Raw genomic sequence first — 18,383 nt, 5'->3', positions numbered from 1 at the left:
GAACTTCTTCCTTTACGTGTGTGCGATGGCAGAGGTGCCGCACTTAGGACGTTGGTGGTGTGAGCCGGTTGACCTTCCACGGGGCATCCTTGCCGGTGCGGAGCAGCTGGACCGTGTAGGTCCCGGCATTGGTGGGGACCGCTGCGACAACCCCGTAGCCGTTGGCTTCATCAACGGTCAGCGTGGCCGGACCGGTGACGCGGGTCGCCGGGATGTTGGCCGGGTCCACCGCCGAATAGTCAGCGGTAGCCTGTGGTGTCAGCCAGCGGGCAAGATCATTGGCCCACTGCTTTTCCTCCACGGCGGGGCGGGCGAAGTCCGCCATTGCCTTCTCAGCGACTTTCACCGCTTTGTCTTTGCCGGCCTGATCCCAGGTGATGCCCATGGTGGGAGGGACTGTTCCCCCGGGCGCCTGCGGTCCACTGTTGGCGCTCAGTGAGACAGGCGCGGACGCTGTGGCGGTGGTGCCGGCTGATTCCGCCGGTGCCGGTGCGCAGGAAACGCAGAGCAGGGCCACGGTAAGCAGGGCCAAGGGCTTTTTCACTTCTTCTCCTCTTGAGTGGGCAGGTACAGGAAGGCTGAGGGGACATTGCTGGCCACTGTCCGGGTGTAGTAGCTGTGGTCGTTCGGGGCAGGGTTGCCGTTGTAGCCCTCTTCGACGTAGGTCCCGTTGTCCTTGACCTCTTTGACCACCGCGACGTGGCCGAATGTCGGGTCCGCTCCCCCGGCCCCGGGCGCGTACCAAACAACGGCACCGACCCGGGGTGTGGTGCCGGAGGGCCAGCCCTTGGCGTCCCAGCCGGCCTTCCACGTCACAGCAGAACCCAGCCGTTGCCCGTCCGGGCGGAAGGTGGAGTTGAGGAACTTGAACGGTGCACTGGTGGAGCCCATCTGCTGGTTCACGCGCCACAGGGCGAAGTCAACACATTCGCGGAAGTACATGCCCAGCGGCGAGGTGCTGGCTGTGTTCGCGCCGACCTGCATCCAGGTCGGAGAGTTTTTCCACGGGTAGTCATCCCCGGCCCCGGACTGTCCCGGGACGGCGCAGCCGCTGCCTTCCAGGGAGAACTTCGAGTTCGAAAGGGCCTGAACGAGTTTGACCGCCTCGGGCCAGTACTTCTGGTAGTGGTAAGGATCGGCGTTGCGCTGAACCTTATTGCCGGCAATGGTCGGTTCCAGGAGCTCCCAGCCGGGAACGCCCTGCAGGGCCTTGATGAAGTTCGTTGCGCTGGTGGCAGGGTCCATGCGGTCCGAGTAGGAGCCCCACGCGCCGTTGCCGCGCTGCTGGAACAACCCCCGGGAATCCGGGCCGGGTCCGTCACCATGGTCCAGCACCCGCAAGCCCGACTCCCCCAGGGCGACCATAACGCTGATCATTTGGCCCTTCACGGACAGATTCAGCGCCTTACCGGCACCCATGATCGCCGCGGCGTTCTTCAACTGCTCCGCGGTGTACCGCTCAACCTTGGTGTTGCCGCCGATGACGACAGACACAGCCGGGCCACAGTTGGCCGCAGCCGGCTTCGCGGGTGCCAACAAAAGGATCATGGAGAAGACCAGACCAAGGAACAGCCCGGGGATGGCAATGAGTGCCACCAGGCCAAGCGACTTACGCTGCATCAGAACAACTCCCCGCTCCCCTTGCATGTTCGAAGCCCTTGGGCTGCGTCGTGACCGTGCCGCGCTGTACAGCCAACTTAGCACAGTAGGGTGCATATGCACTGTAAAAGCGTGAATATGGAGTTGTAGCAGTAACTCTTGATCTGTTGCAAGTCACATTCCCCCATCCATATGCGAGTCCGGAGAAGCTGATTGCCCGGCGGGCTAGAATGACTGCGAGGTCTATTCACCGACGCTAGGGAGCTATGTCCGTACAACATCTGGCCCCGTCGGAGCTCCGCTATTTACTCCTGGCACTCTCGAAGGAGTGGGAGCGGGCAGTTCTTGAGCATGCACACACTCGTGATCTAACTAGTGCTCAGGTCGAGATCCTCTTGGTATTGAACGAATCCGGTCCTCATTCCATGCAGGATCTTGGCCAGATGCTGCTCCTAAACCGCGATCCATTCCGGTCGGTGGATTCCCTTGTAGCCAAGGGGCTTGTCGAGCGTGGCTCGGGTGAGGACAAGCGGAAGGTCCTGTGGTCGCTCACGGCAGAAGGCACCACCGCTGCTGCGTCTATAGTCGCCACGGATTTCACCCTCCTAAGGTCTTTCATCTCCGATATTCCCGTTAGGAACATCAGCACAATGGTGAGCCTGCTGCGCGAACTCCAGAGCAAGGTGGCGCCGTCGGGTGTGCTGGAGGAACGCTTCGGGGCGCAGCAGAGCCCTATCGCTGACCTCTTGTCAGCGCAGTCTCTTGAGGAGATACAGAAAAACCGTTCGGCGGTGGTGGCAGCGCGTCTGCGCCAAGTTATAGATATCAAAGATGCCGGTGACCCCAGGACGGCCTACGAGAAGTACGGTCCCCTTCTTGCTCAGCGCGATGTAACGCTGACATTCAGGGCCTGGTTTAGCCTTTTAGACCAAGGAGGGCCTGTAAGCGACCACGTCCTGGCACATTTGTCGGAAGTACTCACAGGCAACGCAGCGTATCTTCTGACGGACGACGAAAAGGTCCTTCGGGAGATTGACAACCACATGCGGGCTGAGAACGCTCTGCTGCTCGCGGGGGTTACAGGCTTCGGCGGCCGCGGACCCTTGGATGCCGGGGCCCTCCAGGCCTTAGCGGAGTTGGTTCAGAAAAGACTGGACGCTTCCGAAAAGGACTGAGCGGTGGCTCGTAAGTATGACGGAGTCCCCGTCGCGCTCTCGCGCGGGTCCCGCACTGCAACAGCAGCTGCGCTCTCCGGAATTCATTTGGCTCCAGGTATGACCGCATGCGAAGTGGTAGAAGCCGTTTCAACCGTTATAGGGAAGCCGATCTTTCTCGAATCAACTGTGGACGACAGATTCAAAACGACCACCGGCGGCTTCGCCATAACGCCTGAATTTGTGGTCATCGTCTTCCGTGGCATAGATCCGCACGCGTATCAGATGCATAGCCTTTTTCATGAACTTGGCCATCTTCTTTGCGGACACCGCCTGTGCGATCGCCCGGGCACACAGCTTGAGTCCGGCACTGTGGACCAGCTGCTATGGAACGAGGCTGAGCGCGAAGCCGAGTTTCTCGCCTACAAGATCACTTCTCTCATCAGCCGCAAAACTCGCAACAGCCAGGCATTCGGATGATGAGGGAACTCTCGACTTTGATGCTCTACCTGACCGCGTTCATTCTGGTCCTTCGGGGCCCATACGCGCTGAGGGCGAAGGCATCCCGGCCAGGATGGCTGGCCGGCGCCTTTGGCTTGGTGGCAGTCATTTGTCTTGGCTTTGTGGTCCCTGTCCAGGCAATCGACGCTGTGCTGGGATCCAGAGGGTACTGGAACCTGCTGGGTGCGACGTCGACGACCTTGTCTTTCCATTTCATGTACCAGGCCATCCTCATCCACACGTCCAAAAACAAGCCCCGTCACTACCGCCTCTACCTGATGCTTGGCATCGCCTCTTACTCGGCCGCGTTCAGCCTGATTACAGGGGAACAGGAGAGATTTAGCTCTGTGGAGGCGTTCATTGCGGCATTGATTTATCAACCTTGGACAGTCCTGTATCTCTCTATCTATCTGGCTGCCGTCGCGATAATCTCCCTGCTCTCACTTATGGCAGTCCTTGATTCACCACAGCGATCCAAAGTCTTCATAGCAGGCTTCTCGCTGGTCACCCTCGGCAACACGGTCGACGTCTGCCTTCTGTGGCTGCAGCACCTGCACGCCGTGAGCACTCAGGCGTCCGTCCTGCTTTACTCCTCCTATGTGGTGGCTTTTTTCTCCGGTGCCATCATCCTCTGTATCGGGTTTCTCAGGGGTTCCATCCAATCGCTGCGCAAGTACTGCGCGTTCCTCTATTACGCACTAAGGCTGCGCGGAATTCTTGGGCGGACAGCCACAGAGAAGCCCAGTATTGCCGATGCGCTGAGGGACCCGAAGATCATCTGCTACCAAACGCTAGTCCTGGTCCGAGACCTCATGACTCTAGGCGAATTCGTCGTGGACGATTCGGAGCTGGCACTTACACATCGGACCGATGTACTTCTCACTGAATTCCCTCTCACGTCCTCAACGTAAGGATTTCCACGTATGGCTCCGACACCCTGGATCACCGCAACAGCCCTCGTTACTTTATCGCTACCGGTCGCCGCAGCGGCTGCCCTTGGGCAGAAGATGACTTCCTGGAAGGAACCCAAAAAGCGGGATCTTACGGTCTCCGCCGACTGCCGCAAAGTGACACTGCAAGCAGATCCGCGAACCCGGGCCCCCGGTACTTACGGGCTCCTTCTACCCGGGGTTCATATCGTTGTGGGAGCCGTAGTATCCGAAAACCCTGAATCGTCTGAGGTGACCCGGGAGATAATTGAATGGACCGGGTCCCTGGCTGCAGGCAAGATGCGTGGTAGCTGGACCGGCCAAGTGATTGTGTCACCGGAAAAGCTCGATCTGGACTTTGAAGAAATCAGTCTCGGGGCAGTTGAGGGTGAACTTCCCGCGTGGGTTTTTCATCCTGAGCATCCATCACGTGATGTCTGGGCTATCCACGTGCACGGACTCCGATCTTCTCGCTACTCGATGCTCCGCAGTGTTGAATCAGCGACAAACCTAGGCATGACCTCGCTAATCCCGTCCTACTTCGGAGACGCCGAGAATCATGCCCAAGGACAGGTCTGCCACTACGGCAGCCTAGAAGCGGACGACGTTGAAAAGGCACTCGCGTATGCAGCCGAACACGGCGCAAAAGCGCTCTATCTGTTCGGGTGGTCAATGGGTGCAACAATCTCACTGCTTCTCACCGAAATCTCCAAATACCGGCACCTAATCGCCGGCCTAGTCCTGGTTTCACCAGGACCCAACACAGAGGCAGTCATCGCCGAGAACGCCCGGACAGCGGGCCTCCCCCGAACGGTCGCAAAGATCGTCCCAAAGATCCTCTCAACGCCCCTGCTCAGCCGCCTCGCCTCGCTCACCAAGCCCGTGGATTTTGAAAATCTTGACTGGACTCATGCACCTGGCCGCCTGAACACTCCGGCGCTGGTACTCCATTCACACGGCGACACAGAAGTACCCTATTCGCTCTCGGATGAGTTCGCTACCTCCAATCCAGAAAAGGTAACGCTCAAGGAGTTCCCTGCGGTCCCCCACCAATGCGAATGGAACTCTTCGCCCAGAAGGTTTGAAGAGGAGGTCGCTGCCTGGATCAAGGGGCAGGAGGCCTTGCGTGAGACCGCTGCTACGCCGACAGAAGCCACGCCCGGATCAACCTGTGCACCGTAGATGCAGGATAAGCTGCTTGAATAGGGTGCAAGTGCACTAATATCGCTACTGAGGCCAATTTGGTCTACCGCCGACTTGGAGTGAATTGTGGGAAGGGTTCAGCAGGAAAGGGCGAAGCGCCGCGATCGCGTGAGCGGCGTCGCGGTGGTCGACGTTCCTAGGACGGCGGCCGGCTCGATCTCAGAAGAGCATCGTCACGACTTCGCATGGCCGGAATCGAATGAAAATAACGAAGGCGACACGCCGCCTAGTTACAGTAACCAAATCCGCTCCACGGGGCCCCCTGAATGTTAGGTTCGGAGGAACCTAAAACAGTAACCAAAACCTGTTGAAGGAACTAACGATTTACAGCGCTGAAGCCAGTACAGGTGAAGACAGTCTGTACGAGATTCAAAGGACATGACACATGACTGCTGTTGCACATCGGGGAGGCGGGCGTCCAAGCAAGGGCCTCCGCAAGTACATTGGCTTTCGCGTGCCTGCCGAGATGGCTGACCAAGTCGCCCAGGTCGCCGAAGCTGAGGGCGTCACGATCACGGACTACGTGGCCTCGGTTGTCGCAAAGCAGCTTGAGGTCGATCTAGAGCGCCATGACCACCACAAGTTTCAGGAGGAGCTGCCTATTGGCCGCATCGCCTCTTAAATGAGGAAGGCCCGCACGAGGCGGGCCTTCTAAGCATTTGACTCACTACCTTTTTTGCTTGCCGGCGACGAGGTAGAGAGTCCTTGAGAATCAACTCGGGCCTTGCGGTCCGGGCATCTTCCTATCCCTTGAAAGGAATAGCATCATCGTACCCCACGAGATGGGCGCATGCACAGACTCACAGAGTCCGGGCGCGCCGCATGCATTTTGCAGTCCTGCCGAGGCTTGGGCCGCACTAGCTCTCCTGCTTGCCGGGCAGCCCCGCGTCCGCCTTTCCCGCGACGGCGGAAGGTCCTACCCGCAAAAACATGAACGTGCCCTCACGGGAGCGCTTCCGTCCTTTCCCGCCGCCGTGCGGATTTTCGGCAAAGACGGCACCTGCAGTGCTATTTTCCTTGACTTTGACTCCTCCGTCGCTGGTATTGACTGGGTCGAAGCGGACGTCCGCGCCGTCCAGAAGTGGCTGCATTCGGTCAGTGCGCGGTGGATTGAGGATTACTCGCCCAATGGCGGCCGGCACGTCTACATCCCGCTCGAGCAGCGAGTCACCTTTTCTGAAGCGCGTGATCTTGTCGAGGCGCTGGGCACCCGGTATCGGACCCTGGACAAGACCCCGCACCAAAATCTCCTGCATGGCTGCATGCGAACACCCGGATCCCCTCACAAGGGTGGCGGCCACCAGGAGCTCGCCATGTCATTGTCCGTGGCTTACGACGTTGCCCGACGGCCCAATTCGGCCACCGTTTGGACGGCCATGAAGGCCGACCTGGCGGGAGAGATCGGAGCGGTCAGGGCACTCCGTCTAGAAGGCACGATTACACCGGCCACCGCCGAGACGCCCCGACTCCACCAACCAGCTGGGCGAATGTCCCGGACCATGCAGCTCATGGCCCAGACAGGGCTATACGACACCAACCGGTATGCCTCCGATTCGGAGGCACGACAGGCCATTGTCACCGGGGCCGCGGGCGCCGGCATGGAACTCGTCGATGTAGAACGCCGGATGATGCAGGGGACGTGGCCCGGACTGGCCTCCTTCTACGCCCGCTACGCCTCCCGCCAGCGTGTCCCAGCATTGCGCAGGGATTGGCTGAATGCGGTTACGTATTTGAGCAAAAATCTCGGATCGAGAGACGGAAAGAACAATGCTCGTAAATCCCCCACAAGCCAGCCATTTACACAGCCCCGTGTACTACAGGGGGCTTCAATCTCATCGAATCCTGACGCGGAGCACCAGTTCATCCGAACCTGGCGAAATGCAGTGCGTTTGAAAGAACATGCCTACACCGATTCACGAACCGGGCTTGCTAGGAGGATGGTGCTGAGGTCTCTGGGGGAGGCAGCGCACATGACAGGGTCCCGGTTCATTGAATTTGGTGACCGGTCGATTGCGGTGGCTACCGGTCTGGACCACACCACGGTCGGGTCACACCTCAGAGCACTCCGCAGCGAGGAAGACCCTTTGGTGACCCTTGTTGAACAGGGCCGCGGGACCAAAGGAGACCTCTATATGCTGTCCGTGCCGGAGGAAGTGAAGACCGTTGCCGAAGATTTATCTTGGCGTAAGGGTAAGGTTCATGCGCTTCGCCCGGTCTTCAGGGAACTGGGATTGCCTGCAGCCTTCGTATACGAAGCACTCGAAGACTCTCCTGGCCTGTCAACTTCCGAGATCGTCAAGCTGACCAAGCTCTCCAGGACATCCGTCAGTGAATCGCTTGAAGTGATGGCCGCTTGGAACATGATTTCCCGGAATAAGGCACGGGCCTGGTCGGTGGTGGCATCGACTTCACTTAAAGTCCTCGCCGAGCACTTCGGGGTTATGGAAGCCGTCGCGGCGCAGCTGCAGCGCTACCGGATCGAACGAATCCTTTGGAAAGAATGGCTGTCCAAGAACGTCAACACCGTCGCGGAGCTCCTCTCCCCCGGTGAGGACTATCCGTGGGAGGCATTTGAAGGTCCGCCGGAAGAGTGGGCACTGACGGACATGGCGTTCTCACGGACAGGATGATCGCAGTAGTTCGGTACTCTGTGAGTCCGGCAATTACAGACTCACAGAGTAGGCACTACCGATCCGAACTGGAATGGTCTGTCCACGGAAAAGAACTATTTTATTTAGGCGCGTGGTGTTAGGCCCAAGGCAAGTCGAAGCTCATCCTCGGTGGAACCTACGAGTTCATTCTGTCGCTCCAGCAAGAGATCGACAGCAACACGAATTAGCGTGTTATCGGTGATCCGCTCCCCCTTTTCCCTACGGGCGCGTTGAACTTTAGAAGCAAGCAGTGTCAGTTCGTCAGCTTGGCCCGCATGCAGCCGCAATTCCTTGCGGACTAGATCCGTGTAATGGGTATGGCTCGAAACAACGGGTTTCTTAACCTCGTCTACGCCTGGGGTCGAAGCGGGTTTCGCAGGAGCGCTCTCGATTTCGGGCGCAGCCTCGGACTCCTCTCCCCCAGTTGCCTCGACTGATGCGAGCTCAGGAGCCGTTGGAGAAGTGGCAACTTGAGTCGTTGAGGGTGTTTTCGAGCCATCATGTAGAGTAGCGGCCTCATGGACAATATGCAGGACAGGTGCATCGCTACCTAGATCAATGGGAGGTGCATCCTTGATCTCACGGGTTTGGTTGGCGAAGTTCTTGAATCCACCTTTGAGCGCCATGAAGTTCAGCCCTTCCTGGTCTGGGCCCAGAGACTAAACAGTTCCAGGGCGACGTCTTTGTAATCCATAGTTGCTTTCTCGGAGTTGCGGGTCTTCTCGTATGAAGTGACCACTGTCCCGTACATGGGGGCTCGTTCGTGTGCCTTGTAGGCACGCACAAACGAGTTGCATACAAGGATTCCCTGTTCTCGCAGCATCTCCTGTGCGTCCAGTGCATCTTGTGGGGAACGCGAATCTGCCTTGGTGATCACGACTCTGTAGTCCAGACCGAAGGGCTGAACTATCTTTTCGAACGTGTAGACGAGAGGAAGCAGGGCCAATGGGGTCGCTTCTGTGGGCATCACAATGAAATCTGACTGGCTAACGATGGCTTTGAGTACCTGTATATTTTCTAGGTTGCCTGGGGTGTCCACGAAGACCGTGTCGTAGTCGAGATCACGCATTTGCGTGAGAGCTTCCGGGTCGGTCTCAGTCGCCACGTCGAACTGGAGCTGCTCCTTTTCGGGGAGTTCCTCTGCATTGGTTGCCCACATCGTTACTGATGCTTGCGGGTCGGCGTCGACCACAAGCACTTTCGAGCTTTGCGCGGCAACGGCGGCAAGATTCATCACAGTGGTGGTTTTCCCGGCGCCCCCTTTTTGGTTGACGACAGCTACGACCCTCATGAGTGCTTCCTTAATTTTGGTTTCCATGGCACTCGGACCGGTGGCGGGTTACTACCTGACCAAAGCTGCTCGACCCGAGAAAAGGGGTCAGCTCGATCCAATGCGGAGAACATCCGTATCCAGTCGCCGGCAAGCGCTATGGCCAAATTACCAGCCGCACTCCCCCTCAGGCGGAAGAATCGCCGTAGATGCACAGAGTCAGCGACTTCGTGACTTCGTAGCTCTGTAAGTCTGTTAGTAAGGACGGTGAGTCTAGTTCGATTCCCCCACGATTCAGGCAATCGGGCGCCGCTCCTGGCGGATCGGGCCATAACTTTCGATTTCGGTCTTATGAGGGAGCACTTACAGACTCGCAGGGTCCGTAAGTACTAGAGGTCTTGACTTCAGAGGTCTGCGACCTAGAGCCGCCGGAGTGTGGTTCGTCCCGGACCCCCTGGCTTTCGGACTAGCGGGGTCTGGTGGTCTGTAGGTGACAGAGTTCGGATAGATCGGGGTCCGGAGTCTGCGGATCGGAGCTACAGCGAAGAGTGGCCCGTCGGGCACAGACTTACAATCTCACGGAGTCTGTTACGTTCGGAGGTCCTGACTTCCGAAACGTGTTGCCTGGGGCTGTTCGTGGATGGTCACCATCCGGCTTCCAGACTTTCCAGGCTTTCCTGGTTTCCTCTGGCTTCCGGACTGACGGGGTCCGGTGGTTTGTAAGTAACGGAGTCTGTAAGTTCCGGAGATCCGGACTTCCGAAACGTGTTGCCGGGGTTGTTCGTGGGCGCGTACCGACTGACTCCGTGAATTCATGACTTCCGGAGTCACGGAGTCACTGAGTCTGGTGGTCTGTAGGTGACAGAGTTCGGATAGATCGGGGTCCGGAGTCTGCGGATCGGAGCTACAGCGAAGAGTGGCCCGTCGGGCACAGACTTACAATCTCACGGAGTCTGTTACGTTCGGAGGTCCTGACTTCCGAAACGTGTTGCCTGGGGCTGTTCGTGGATGGTCACCATCCGGCTTCCAGACTTTCCAGGCTTTCCTGGTTTCCTCTGGCTTCCGGACTGACGGGGTCCGGTGGTTTGTAAGTAACGGAGTCTGTAAGTTCCGGAGATCCGGACTTCCGAAACGTGTTGCCGGGGTTGTTCGTGGGCGCGTACCGACTGACTCCGTGAATTCATGACTTCCGGAGTCACGGAGTCACTGAGTCACGGAGTCACTGAGTCTGGTGGTCTGTAGGTGACAGAGTTCGGATAGATCGGGGTCCGGAGTCTGCGGATCGGAGCTACAGCGAAGAGTGGCCCGTCGGGCACAGACTTACAATCTCACGGAGTCTGTTACGTTCGGAGGTCCTGACTTCCGAAACGTGTTGCCTGGGGCTGTTCGTGGATGGTCACCATCCGGCTTCCAGACTTTCCAGGCTTTCCTGGTTTCCTCTGGCTTCCGGACTGACGGGGTCCGGTGGTTTGTAAGTAACGGAGTCTGTAAGTTCCGGAGATCCGGACTTCCGAAACGTGTTGCCGGGGTTGTTCGTGGGCGCGTACCGACTGACTCCGTGAATTCATGACTTCCGGAGTCACGGAGTCACTGAGTCACGGAGTCACTGAGTCTGGTGGTCTGTAGGTGACAGAGTTCGGATAGATCGGGGTCCGGAGTCTGCGGATCGGAGCTACAGCGAAGAGTGGCCCGTCGGGCACAGACTTACAATCTCACGGAGTCTGTTACGTTCGGAGGTCCTGACTTCCGAAACGTGTTGCCTGGGGCTGTTCGTGGATGGTCACCATCCGGCTTCCAGACTTTCCAGGCTTTCCTGGTTTCCTCTGGCTTCCGGACTGACGGGGTCCGGTGGTTTGTAAGTAACGGAGTCTGTAAGTTCCGGAGATCCGGACTTCCGAAACGTGTTGCCGGGGTTGTTCGTGGGCGCGTACCGACTGACTCCGTGAATTCATGACTTCCGGAGTCACGGAGTCACTGAGTCACGGAGTCACTGAGTCTGGTGGTCTGTAGGTGACAGAGTTCGGATAGATCGGGGTCCGGAGTCTGCGGATCGGAGCTACAGCGAAGAGTGGCCCGTCGGGCACAGACTTACAATCTCACGGAGTCTGTTACGTTCGGAGGTCCTGACTTCCGAAACGTGTTGCCTGGGGCTGTTCGTGGATGGTCACCATCCGGCTTCCAGACTTTCCAGGCTTTCCTGGTTTCCTCTGGCTTCCGGACTGACGCGGTCCGGTGGTTTGTAAGTAACGGAGTCTGTAAGTTCCGGAGATCCGGACTTCCGAAACGTGTTGCCGGGGTTGTTCGTGGGCGCGTACCGACTGACTCCGTGAATTCATGACTTCCGGAGTCACGGCATCCCGGAACAGGAGGGTTATCTCTTAGCTTGCCTGATGGGCGGTCAGATCCTGTCACGCCGGGAGCTCGTCAAGCCCCCGGCACGTAGCCGGTGATCAGGGGAAGGCCTCTTCACGGTCTCCTCTGAGACGCCTCAACCCGGAACGGCAGAGTGAGAGTGCTGCCCTAGGACGGCTTGCCACTGAGGGGCTGATACTGGAACTGAGGCGCAGGTTCGCGGCCTCGCCTCAAACTGTCGGTGGCGACACGTAGTGTCGAACGCATATTCTATTAACAGTTTTTCTATTAGAAGGTGTGTTCTAGTGCTGGATGTTGATGAGCGTGTGGTAGTGCGGACGACTCCGGACGGATTGCCCCTGGGTTTTGAGTGGCGGGACCGGCAGTACCGGAGCACCGAGATGCCTCTGCGGTTCTACACCAGGCGTCCGTGGTGGGTCGAGCAGTCCCGCATCCAGAAGGGGATCGGCCCGCAGGTGCTCGAGACGGAGACCTGGAGGATCACGGCCTCCGGTCGCGGCCGTTCTGCCGAGCGGGTCTTCGAGCTCACCCGAGACGACGCTGATTGGGTGCTCGCGCGGATCCTCGGCTAGAAGTCCCTGATGTTTACCCACTTGCACGCCGCGTCGGCGTTTTCCGCCCATTACGGGGTGGACTGGCCGGATACCCTGGCGGCCGCGGCGAAGGCCGGGGGAGCGGATGCCCTGGCCGTGACGGACCGTGACGGGCTCTACGGGATCCCCAAGCACATCGGTGCGTGCATTGCGGCCGGGATCGATCCGATCCTGGGCGTCGAGCTCGCCGTCCTCGACGACGATGGGTCCGTGGGCGGGAGGGTCGTGGTCCTGGCCCACGGACACAACCGGGGCGCCGGGTACGCGGCCTTGTGCCGGCTGGTCTCGGCCGCCCACGCCCGCAAGAGTGTCGCGGTGACCTCGGAGGAGATCGCGGCCCATCTTCTCGCCGGTGCAGGGCCTGTAGGGACCGTGTTGCTCGGGCCGCTCTCCGACGTCGGACTGAAGGTCGGGACCCGCGGCGATGGAATGGCCCTGCTGGACCAGTGGCTCGCTGTCTTGCCCAGGGACGCGCTGCGGATCGAGGTCGTCTCCCACCTGTCCGCGCCCGGGCTGCCGTTCAGCCACACCCACGCCACGAGAATGCTCCGCCTCGCCGGCAGAACCCAGGTCAAGGCAGTGCTGAGCAATGCCGTGCGCTACGTGCTGCCCGACGGGGCGATCACAGCCGACATCCTGGATGCCGCCCGGGCGCTGCGGCGCCTGGATGAGACCGGGGTCCAACCCACGGCCCAGGCCTGGCTCAAACCCGGACCGATGATGCACGCCCTCGCCGCGGAGATCGCCGCGGTCGGCCAGGCCGGCGCCGCAGCCGCCAAAGCACTGCTGTCCGAGACACAGGCGTTGGCGGACCGGTGCCGGATCGACCCGGTCGGTGATGCCGGCTGGGGTGTGCCGGTCATGCCCGAAGCCTCCATCATCGGCATCACCGGCGACCCTCTCACGGTGCTGTGGGAACGTGCCCGGGCCGGGGCCAACGCTCTTTACACTGGTGCTGATCGCGCTGCTTTGGAGGTCGTGGAGTCTCGGCTGCGGTTGGAGATGGACACCATCGCCGATCTCGGGTTCGCGTCCTACTTCCTGACCGTGGCCGAGGTCGCCCGGCTCATCCGGGACATGGGCATCCGCTCCGCAGCCCGCGGATCCGGTGCCGGGTCCCTGGTCAACTACGCGCTCGGTATCTCGTTCGTGGATCCGATCCGCCACGACCTGCTCTTCGAACGGTTCCTGAGCACCCGGCGCCGGACCCTGCCGGACGTGGATATCGATGTCGAGTCCGCCCGCCGGCACGACATCTATCACGAGATTTTCCGGCGGTTCGGCCCGGAACGGGTCACGCTCATGTCGATGCAGTCCGGTTACCGGGCCCGTGGCGCGGCCCGGGACGCCGGCATGGTCCTGGGCATGGACCCCGACGACATCGATGGGATCGCCAAGAACCTCTGGCGCTTCTCCGCCTCCCACTTCCGGGAAGCCATGGCCGAGAAACCCGAACTGCGGGACCTGGCCGAGCGGCTGGAGGGCAGCAGGCAGCTGGATCTGCTGGTGGACATCACCGAACGCCTGGACCGGCTGCCCCGGCATATCTCCATGCACCCCTGCGGGGTCATCCTCTCCGACACCTCCCTCCTGGACCGGACCCCTGTGCAACCCTCCGGGATGGGCCTGCCGATGTCCCAGTACGACAAGCACGACATGGACCCGATGGGCATGATCAAACTCGACGTCCTCGGCGTCAGGATGCAATCGGCCATGGCCTACGCCGTCGCCGAAATCCGACGCACCACTGGGCAGGAAATCGACCTCGAAGCCGTGCCCCTGGATGATGAGCCGACCTTCGAGCTCATCCGCTCCACCCACACGCTGGGGTGTTTCCAGATCGAGTCCCCGGGCCAGCGCGAACTCGTCGGCAAACTTCAGCCTGCCGTGTTCGATGACCTGATCACCGACATCAGCCTCTTCCGACCCGGTCCCATGCAGGCCGAGATGGTCAAACCGTTCCTGAACCGGCGCGGCGGCTGGGAAACCGTCGAGCAGCTCCACCCGGACCTGGAACCCTTCCTGCGCAACACCTACGGGATCGTGGTCTTCCACGAACAACTCATGCGGATCATCGACACCTTCACCGGCTGCGGGCTAGCCTACGCCGACGTACTGAGGCGCTTCCTGTCCGACGAGGACCGCCTCCCGGGAGTCGAGAAGTTCTTCCACGACAAAGCCGCCGAGCGCGGCTACGCACCCGAGACGGTCGGGAAGGTCTGGGGCGTCGTGAAAGGCTTCGGGTCCTTCGGGTTCTGCCGCGCCCACGGGGCCGCCTTCGCCAAACCCACCTTCCAGTCGGCCTGGCTGAAAACCCACTACCCGGTGCAGTTCATGGCCGGGCTCTGGACGCATGACCCCGGCATGTACCCCAAACGCCTGCTCGTCGCCGAAGCCCGCCGCCTCGGGATCCCCATCCTGCCACTGGACGTCAACCGCTCCACCGACGAATACGTCACCGAGCCGACCACTGACGGGCGTCTGGGGATCCGGATGTCCCTGGCGGACGTGAAAGGCATCCAGGCCAGGGAAATCCACCGGATCCTCGCCGAGCGGCCCTTCGACTCCATGGCGGATCTGAGGGAACGCGCCCGGCTGCGCGCCTCCACCGTGCAGAGCCTGGCCCTGGTCGGGGCCCTGGATTCTCTGTACACGGGGCAGAGCAGACGGACGCGCCCGGCGATGGCCGCCCGGAATCAGGCCACCCGCACCGCGAAACGGCTGCAGGTCATCCCCGGCCAGCTCGCCCTCCCGCTCCCGGCCATCGACGCACCAAATATCCCGGCCGGCGTCCCCGAGCTGAGCGGCCTGGAGATCACCCGGGAAGAGCTGGACATCCTGGCCCTGGACGTCACCCACCACCTGATCGACTCCTACCAGCCGGTCCTGGACAGGCTCGGTGTCACCAAAGCCCGAGACCTCCTGGACCTGCGCAACGGCTCCAAGGTCCTCGTTGCGGGGATCCGGGTCGCCACCCAGACCCCGCCCATGCGCGGCGGCAAACGCGTCGTCTTCATCAGCATCGACGACGGCACCGGGTGTGTCGACGCCACGTTCTTCAGCGACGCCCAGGAAAGAGTCGCCCCGCCGATCCTGTTCTCCACGAACCTGCTGCTCATCGAAGGCACCACCCGCCGCACCGGCCCACGAGGCATGTCCCTCCAGGCCAGCAACGCCTGGGACCTCGCCGACCTCACCCTGCCACGGACGGCAACAGCATCCTGAGCAGCGGCGTCATGAGCAGCGGGGCCGGTCCAGGAGCGCCCCAGAGACCCGGTTTCAGGCCGGTTCCACCAATTCGGGGCCGTTGTTCCGTACCGAGTTGACGCGGTCGCTCACGATCCGCGGCGTGATCACCGGCTCGGGGATGGCGTCAAGGAGGTGCTGGACGTCCGCGGCACTTGTTGTCATGGGGTCCAGCCAATCGGCGTGCAGGTCCCGCGGGACAATGAGCGGGGCCCGGTCGTGGATGTGCCCCAGGGAATCCTGTGCCGTGGTGGTCAGGATCGTGCAGGACAGCAGCCACTTGTTCTCATCGTCCTCGGGCAGGGACGGGTCCGGCCAGAACTCGTACAGCCCGGCAAGGCTCAGCAGGTCCTCGGTCTCGGAGTGAAGGTATGTCGGGATCTTCTTCCCGTCAGGGGACTTCTCCCACTCGAACCAGCCTTCGGCCGGGACCAGGGCCCGGCGCTTCACTGCGGCCTTCCGGAAGGAGGGCTTCTCCAGGATCGTCTCGCTGCGGGCGTTGATCAGCCTCGAACCCAGTTTGACGTCCTTCGCCCATGACGGGACCAGACCCCAGCGGGCCGTCAACAGCCGGCGCTCCAGCACATCCTCGGAGAGCTTCTCCGCCACGATCGGCACATTCTGCGTCGGTGCAACGTTCCAGGACGGCCCGGGCGCACTGCCCGCGGCCTCCGTCGCGTCGTAGTAGGCCAGAAGGTCACCCGTTGCCCGGGACATCACGTAGCGTCCACACATGCCGCTCCTCCTCAGGGTTGCTCTGATCCTATGGCAGCGCCAGGAACTTCAGGAGAGAGGGGAAAGTCCCGCCTGATGGGGGGGTCAGGCGGGACGCTCCGACGATAACAAGGCACGCCGGGAATGTGCAGGGGGCGTCCTGTCATCGGCGTGGCGTCAGGGGTAATCTGGACGGAATTCATTCAGGCAAGGCCAGACAGAAGGCGGTATTGACGAGCGTGAGCCTCAAAGACGAGTGGGACCGGCTCGATTCCGAGACCCGGAGATGGCTTTTGGAAAATCCGGCATGTCTGGTCCTGCCCCCTGCCATGTCGGCGAAGGTCAGCAAGGACGCACAGGGGGACCTTGCGCGTGATCCGCACGGGCAGCTTGTCCTCTCCCGGGACGATCGTGATTTTATCCGGGAGAAAGCGGAGGCCGCCGGAACCATAATCCGCGTTCCGACGATGGAATACCGGTTCTTCGACACCGCGGCTTTGCCTGTTATCAGGACAGCGTCGTTCGGAATGCGCGCCGCAGCTTCGCCGGACGAGGCCCGGTAGAACCACTCTGCTGGGCGCCACACGACGAACACCTGACCGCCACACAGAGAGAACCCGTGTCCATGAAGTGGGCGATTCAAACGTGCCCGTGGAGGGGCTTGCACCATGGGCGTCTGCTGCCGCGGAACGCCCCCGCCGGCTGGTTAGTGTCCGATCAGTTGCCACAGGTCCAGACCCATTCGTGCCGCCGTCAGCAGCAGCGCTGCAGCTGCGATCCAGACACCCGCGATCTGCCAGGCGCTGGCCCGCGGCCGCTGTTGATCTTCCATGTTTCCCTCTTCTCCCTCGCCTACGTGGGGGATCCATCCTAGAAGCCAGCAGGGGACAGCCTTGCGGCCGAATCTTCGAGGCAGGGGTGCTTGTGCACGTGTTGCCCACAGCCCCTAGTGCCCGGCCGCCCGCCGCTGTGGACAGCCGGCGGCCCGGCCATCCACAGAAAAGACCCGGCGAGCCGCCATCTCCCGGGCGAGCCGTCATCCCTGGCGATGGTGTGCAGCCGGTCAGGGGTCCCGTCTGCATTCCTGGCGGTCACCACGGCAGGTGGCCGAAACGTGGGCACGGACAGGAACGGGTTATACCCAATGGGGACAGCTTTGAGCTGTGCGGAGGGCTCCACCTGACCGCCAGTGGGGATAACCCGTTCCTCAAGCCGCTGCGCTCCGATCCCATGCCCTAAATCCGTGGGGTAGTCCGGCACCGTCTACCGGTCTGCCGGGCACGTGGCGCAGCGGCCCCGACTTCCGGGGCGCCGTTCTAACTTTCACAACCCATAGTAGTAGGAGTAGTATCGCTACGACTCCTACTACTATCAAGATCCGAAGAGGTGCTTTGATGACGTCGAGCGTGAAGGACCGTGTCTATGCCGCGGCCGAGCAGATCAGTGCCGAGCGTCGGCCCACCGTGTCGACGGTCCGCGCGGCGGCGGGCGTGTCCAATGCCGACGCCACCCGGTATCTGAAGGAATGGGCCGAGGAAAAACAGGCCGCCGGCGGGCAGGTCGCCGCCACTCCCGCGGCCGTGCTGGAGCAGGCAGCCCGCCTGGCCGGGGCCTGCTGGGCGGAAGCCTCCGCCCTGGCCGCTGAACGGCATGCGGCCGTGGAAGCGGTCTGGGCGCAGGAACGCAAAGACAAGGACCAGGAGATCGCCGAACTCGTCGCCGACCTGGACCAGGCCAGCGTCGACAAAGACGCTGCCGCGGCAGCCCACGCCGGGGAGATCGCGCGGTTGGAGGCCCAACGGGCGGCTTTGGAGCGCCAGCTCGCTGTGGTAGGTAAGCAGCTGGAGGATTCCCGGGAGTCCGAGCGGGCCGCCGCCAAGGAAGCCGCGGATGCGGCACGCCGACTGGCGAAGGCCGAGGTCCGTGCCACTACCCTTGAGCAGGTCCACAACGCCTTGCTGGCGCGGGTCTCCCCGGAGACCAAGGGCGCGGGGGAGTGAGCAAGGCCAAGCCCGGGAGCTTTTCCCTGTACTTCACGACCGTTGACGCCGGCCAGGTCCGGGCGGCGTTTGCGGCCGCCGGCCATCTCGGGGGATAGGCCTCCGTCTCGGAACTGATCGAGGCTGCCACGCTCAAGGAAGATCCGCCGG

The 18,383-nt window shown here is 61.4% G+C and carries 16 protein-coding genes; 10 read left to right on the top strand and 6 right to left on the bottom strand.

Annotated elements, in window-relative coordinates; translation table 11 throughout:
• Positions 1-43: 43 nt before the first annotated feature.
• Both OIT41_RS20400 and OIT41_RS20395 read right to left on the bottom strand, forming a co-directional pair.
• Entirely contained in the window at positions 44-544 is a 501-nt protein-coding gene (locus tag OIT41_RS20400) for a hypothetical protein (RefSeq protein ID WP_264638045.1), read from the bottom strand.
• Complete coding sequence (locus OIT41_RS20395) at positions 541-1,620, bottom strand: CHAP domain-containing protein (RefSeq protein ID WP_264638044.1); 1,080 nt, start codon at positions 1,618-1,620, stop codon at positions 541-543. The genes OIT41_RS20400 and OIT41_RS20395 overlap by 4 nt, the downstream gene beginning before the upstream one ends.
• Positions 1,621-1,865: 245 nt before the next feature.
• Here OIT41_RS20395 and OIT41_RS20390 point away from each other — a divergent pair, with 245 nt between their 5' ends.
• The 6 genes from OIT41_RS20390 (at position 1,866) to OIT41_RS20365 (ending at position 8,016) form a co-directional block, all read left to right on the top strand.
• On the top strand, positions 1,866-2,774 hold the full coding sequence (locus tag OIT41_RS20390) for a MarR family winged helix-turn-helix transcriptional regulator (RefSeq protein WP_264638043.1): 909 nt from the start codon (positions 1,866-1,868) through the stop codon (positions 2,772-2,774).
• 99 nt (positions 2,775-2,873) lie between these two features.
• Positions 2,874-3,233 carry a hypothetical protein gene (locus OIT41_RS20385; RefSeq protein ID WP_264638042.1) on the top strand — a complete coding sequence of 120 codons (360 nt, stop codon included), beginning with the start codon at positions 2,874-2,876 and terminating at the stop codon, positions 3,231-3,233.
• A 20-nt stretch (positions 3,234-3,253) separates the two neighbouring features.
• A complete protein-coding gene (locus tag OIT41_RS20380; protein ID WP_264638041.1) occupies positions 3,254-4,165 on the top strand; it encodes a hypothetical protein in 912 nt (303 codons plus the stop codon).
• A 12-nt stretch (positions 4,166-4,177) separates the two neighbouring features.
• Positions 4,178-5,365, top strand: a complete 1,188-nt coding sequence (locus OIT41_RS20375) for an alpha/beta hydrolase family protein (RefSeq protein WP_264638040.1) — start codon at positions 4,178-4,180, stop codon at positions 5,363-5,365.
• Between the two features lie 406 nt (positions 5,366-5,771).
• Complete coding sequence (locus OIT41_RS20370) at positions 5,772-6,008, top strand: hypothetical protein (RefSeq protein ID WP_234754203.1); 237 nt, start codon at positions 5,772-5,774, stop codon at positions 6,006-6,008.
• Between the two features lie 160 nt (positions 6,009-6,168).
• Positions 6,169-8,016, top strand: coding sequence for a MarR family transcriptional regulator (locus tag OIT41_RS20365; RefSeq protein ID WP_234754204.1), 1,848 nt, complete (start codon positions 6,169-6,171; stop codon positions 8,014-8,016).
• Positions 8,017-8,120: 104 nt separating this feature from the next.
• Here OIT41_RS20365 and OIT41_RS20360 read toward each other — a convergent pair whose 3' ends face one another.
• Both OIT41_RS20360 and OIT41_RS20355 read right to left on the bottom strand, forming a co-directional pair.
• Positions 8,121-8,663: a hypothetical protein gene (locus OIT41_RS20360; protein WP_264638039.1), complete on the bottom strand. Its 543-nt coding sequence runs from the start codon at positions 8,661-8,663 to the stop codon at positions 8,121-8,123.
• A 5-nt stretch (positions 8,664-8,668) separates the two neighbouring features.
• Complete coding sequence (locus tag OIT41_RS20355) at positions 8,669-9,328, bottom strand: ParA family protein (protein WP_234754206.1); 660 nt, start codon at positions 9,326-9,328, stop codon at positions 8,669-8,671.
• Positions 9,329-11,964: 2,636 nt separating this feature from the next.
• On the opposite strand from OIT41_RS20355, the gene OIT41_RS20350 reads away from it, so the two are divergent.
• A complete protein-coding gene (locus tag OIT41_RS20350; protein ID WP_264638037.1) occupies positions 11,965-12,252 on the top strand; it encodes a DUF6504 family protein in 288 nt (95 codons plus the stop codon).
• A 6-nt stretch (positions 12,253-12,258) separates the two neighbouring features.
• Positions 12,259-15,498 (top strand): DNA polymerase III subunit alpha, encoded by a 3,240-nt coding sequence (locus OIT41_RS20345; RefSeq protein WP_264638085.1) that lies wholly within the window; start codon positions 12,259-12,261, stop codon positions 15,496-15,498.
• Positions 15,499-15,552: 54 nt separating this feature from the next.
• Here OIT41_RS20345 and OIT41_RS20340 read toward each other — a convergent pair whose 3' ends face one another.
• Complete coding sequence (locus tag OIT41_RS20340) at positions 15,553-16,254, bottom strand: SOS response-associated peptidase (protein ID WP_264638036.1); 702 nt, start codon at positions 16,252-16,254, stop codon at positions 15,553-15,555.
• Between the two features lie 218 nt (positions 16,255-16,472).
• Here OIT41_RS20340 and OIT41_RS20335 point away from each other — a divergent pair, with 218 nt between their 5' ends.
• Positions 16,473-16,796 (top strand): hypothetical protein, encoded by a 324-nt coding sequence (locus OIT41_RS20335; RefSeq protein ID WP_264638035.1) that lies wholly within the window; start codon positions 16,473-16,475, stop codon positions 16,794-16,796.
• 143 nt (positions 16,797-16,939) lie between these two features.
• Here the strand turns inward: OIT41_RS20335 and OIT41_RS20330 are convergent, their stop codons facing one another.
• Positions 16,940-17,065: a hypothetical protein gene (locus tag OIT41_RS20330; RefSeq protein ID WP_264638034.1), complete on the bottom strand. Its 126-nt coding sequence runs from the start codon at positions 17,063-17,065 to the stop codon at positions 16,940-16,942.
• 562 nt (positions 17,066-17,627) lie between these two features.
• On the opposite strand from OIT41_RS20330, the gene OIT41_RS20325 reads away from it, so the two are divergent.
• Complete coding sequence (locus OIT41_RS20325) at positions 17,628-18,233, top strand: DNA-binding protein (protein WP_264638033.1); 606 nt, start codon at positions 17,628-17,630, stop codon at positions 18,231-18,233.
• Positions 18,234-18,383 lie beyond the last annotated feature (150 nt).

The organism is Arthrobacter sp. YA7-1, assembly GCF_025960325.1.
GTDB classification, from domain to species: domain Bacteria; phylum Actinomycetota; class Actinomycetes; order Actinomycetales; family Micrococcaceae; genus Arthrobacter; species Arthrobacter bambusae_A.
The sequence above is the reverse complement of the archived record's forward strand: the minus strand, read 5'-3'. Positions and strand labels throughout refer to the sequence as shown.

Excerpts from the sequence above, each read along its gene's own strand:
- OIT41_RS20395 (WP_264638044.1), bottom strand. The coding sequence starts at position 1,620 with ATGCAGCGTAAGTCGCTTGGCCTGGTGGCACTCATTGCCATCCCCGGG.
- OIT41_RS20390 (WP_264638043.1), top strand. The coding sequence starts at position 1,866 with ATGTCCGTACAACATCTGGCCCCGTCGGAGCTCCGCTATTTACTCCTG.
- OIT41_RS20385 (WP_264638042.1), top strand. The coding sequence starts at position 2,874 with ATGACCGCATGCGAAGTGGTAGAAGCCGTTTCAACCGTTATAGGGAAG.
- OIT41_RS20380 (WP_264638041.1), top strand. The coding sequence starts at position 3,254 with ATGCTCTACCTGACCGCGTTCATTCTGGTCCTTCGGGGCCCATACGCG.
- OIT41_RS20375 (WP_264638040.1), top strand. The coding sequence starts at position 4,178 with ATGGCTCCGACACCCTGGATCACCGCAACAGCCCTCGTTACTTTATCG.
- OIT41_RS20370 (WP_234754203.1), top strand. The coding sequence starts at position 5,772 with ATGACTGCTGTTGCACATCGGGGAGGCGGGCGTCCAAGCAAGGGCCTC.
- OIT41_RS20365 (WP_234754204.1), top strand. The coding sequence starts at position 6,169 with ATGGGCGCATGCACAGACTCACAGAGTCCGGGCGCGCCGCATGCATTT.
- OIT41_RS20360 (WP_264638039.1), bottom strand. The coding sequence starts at position 8,663 with ATGGCGCTCAAAGGTGGATTCAAGAACTTCGCCAACCAAACCCGTGAG.
- OIT41_RS20355 (WP_234754206.1), bottom strand. The coding sequence starts at position 9,328 with ATGAGGGTCGTAGCTGTCGTCAACCAAAAAGGGGGCGCCGGGAAAACC.
- OIT41_RS20340 (WP_264638036.1), bottom strand. The coding sequence starts at position 16,254 with ATGTGTGGACGCTACGTGATGTCCCGGGCAACGGGTGACCTTCTGGCC.
- OIT41_RS20330 (WP_264638034.1), bottom strand. The coding sequence starts at position 17,065 with ATGGAAGATCAACAGCGGCCGCGGGCCAGCGCCTGGCAGATCGCGGGT.
- OIT41_RS20325 (WP_264638033.1), top strand. The coding sequence starts at position 17,628 with ATGACGTCGAGCGTGAAGGACCGTGTCTATGCCGCGGCCGAGCAGATC.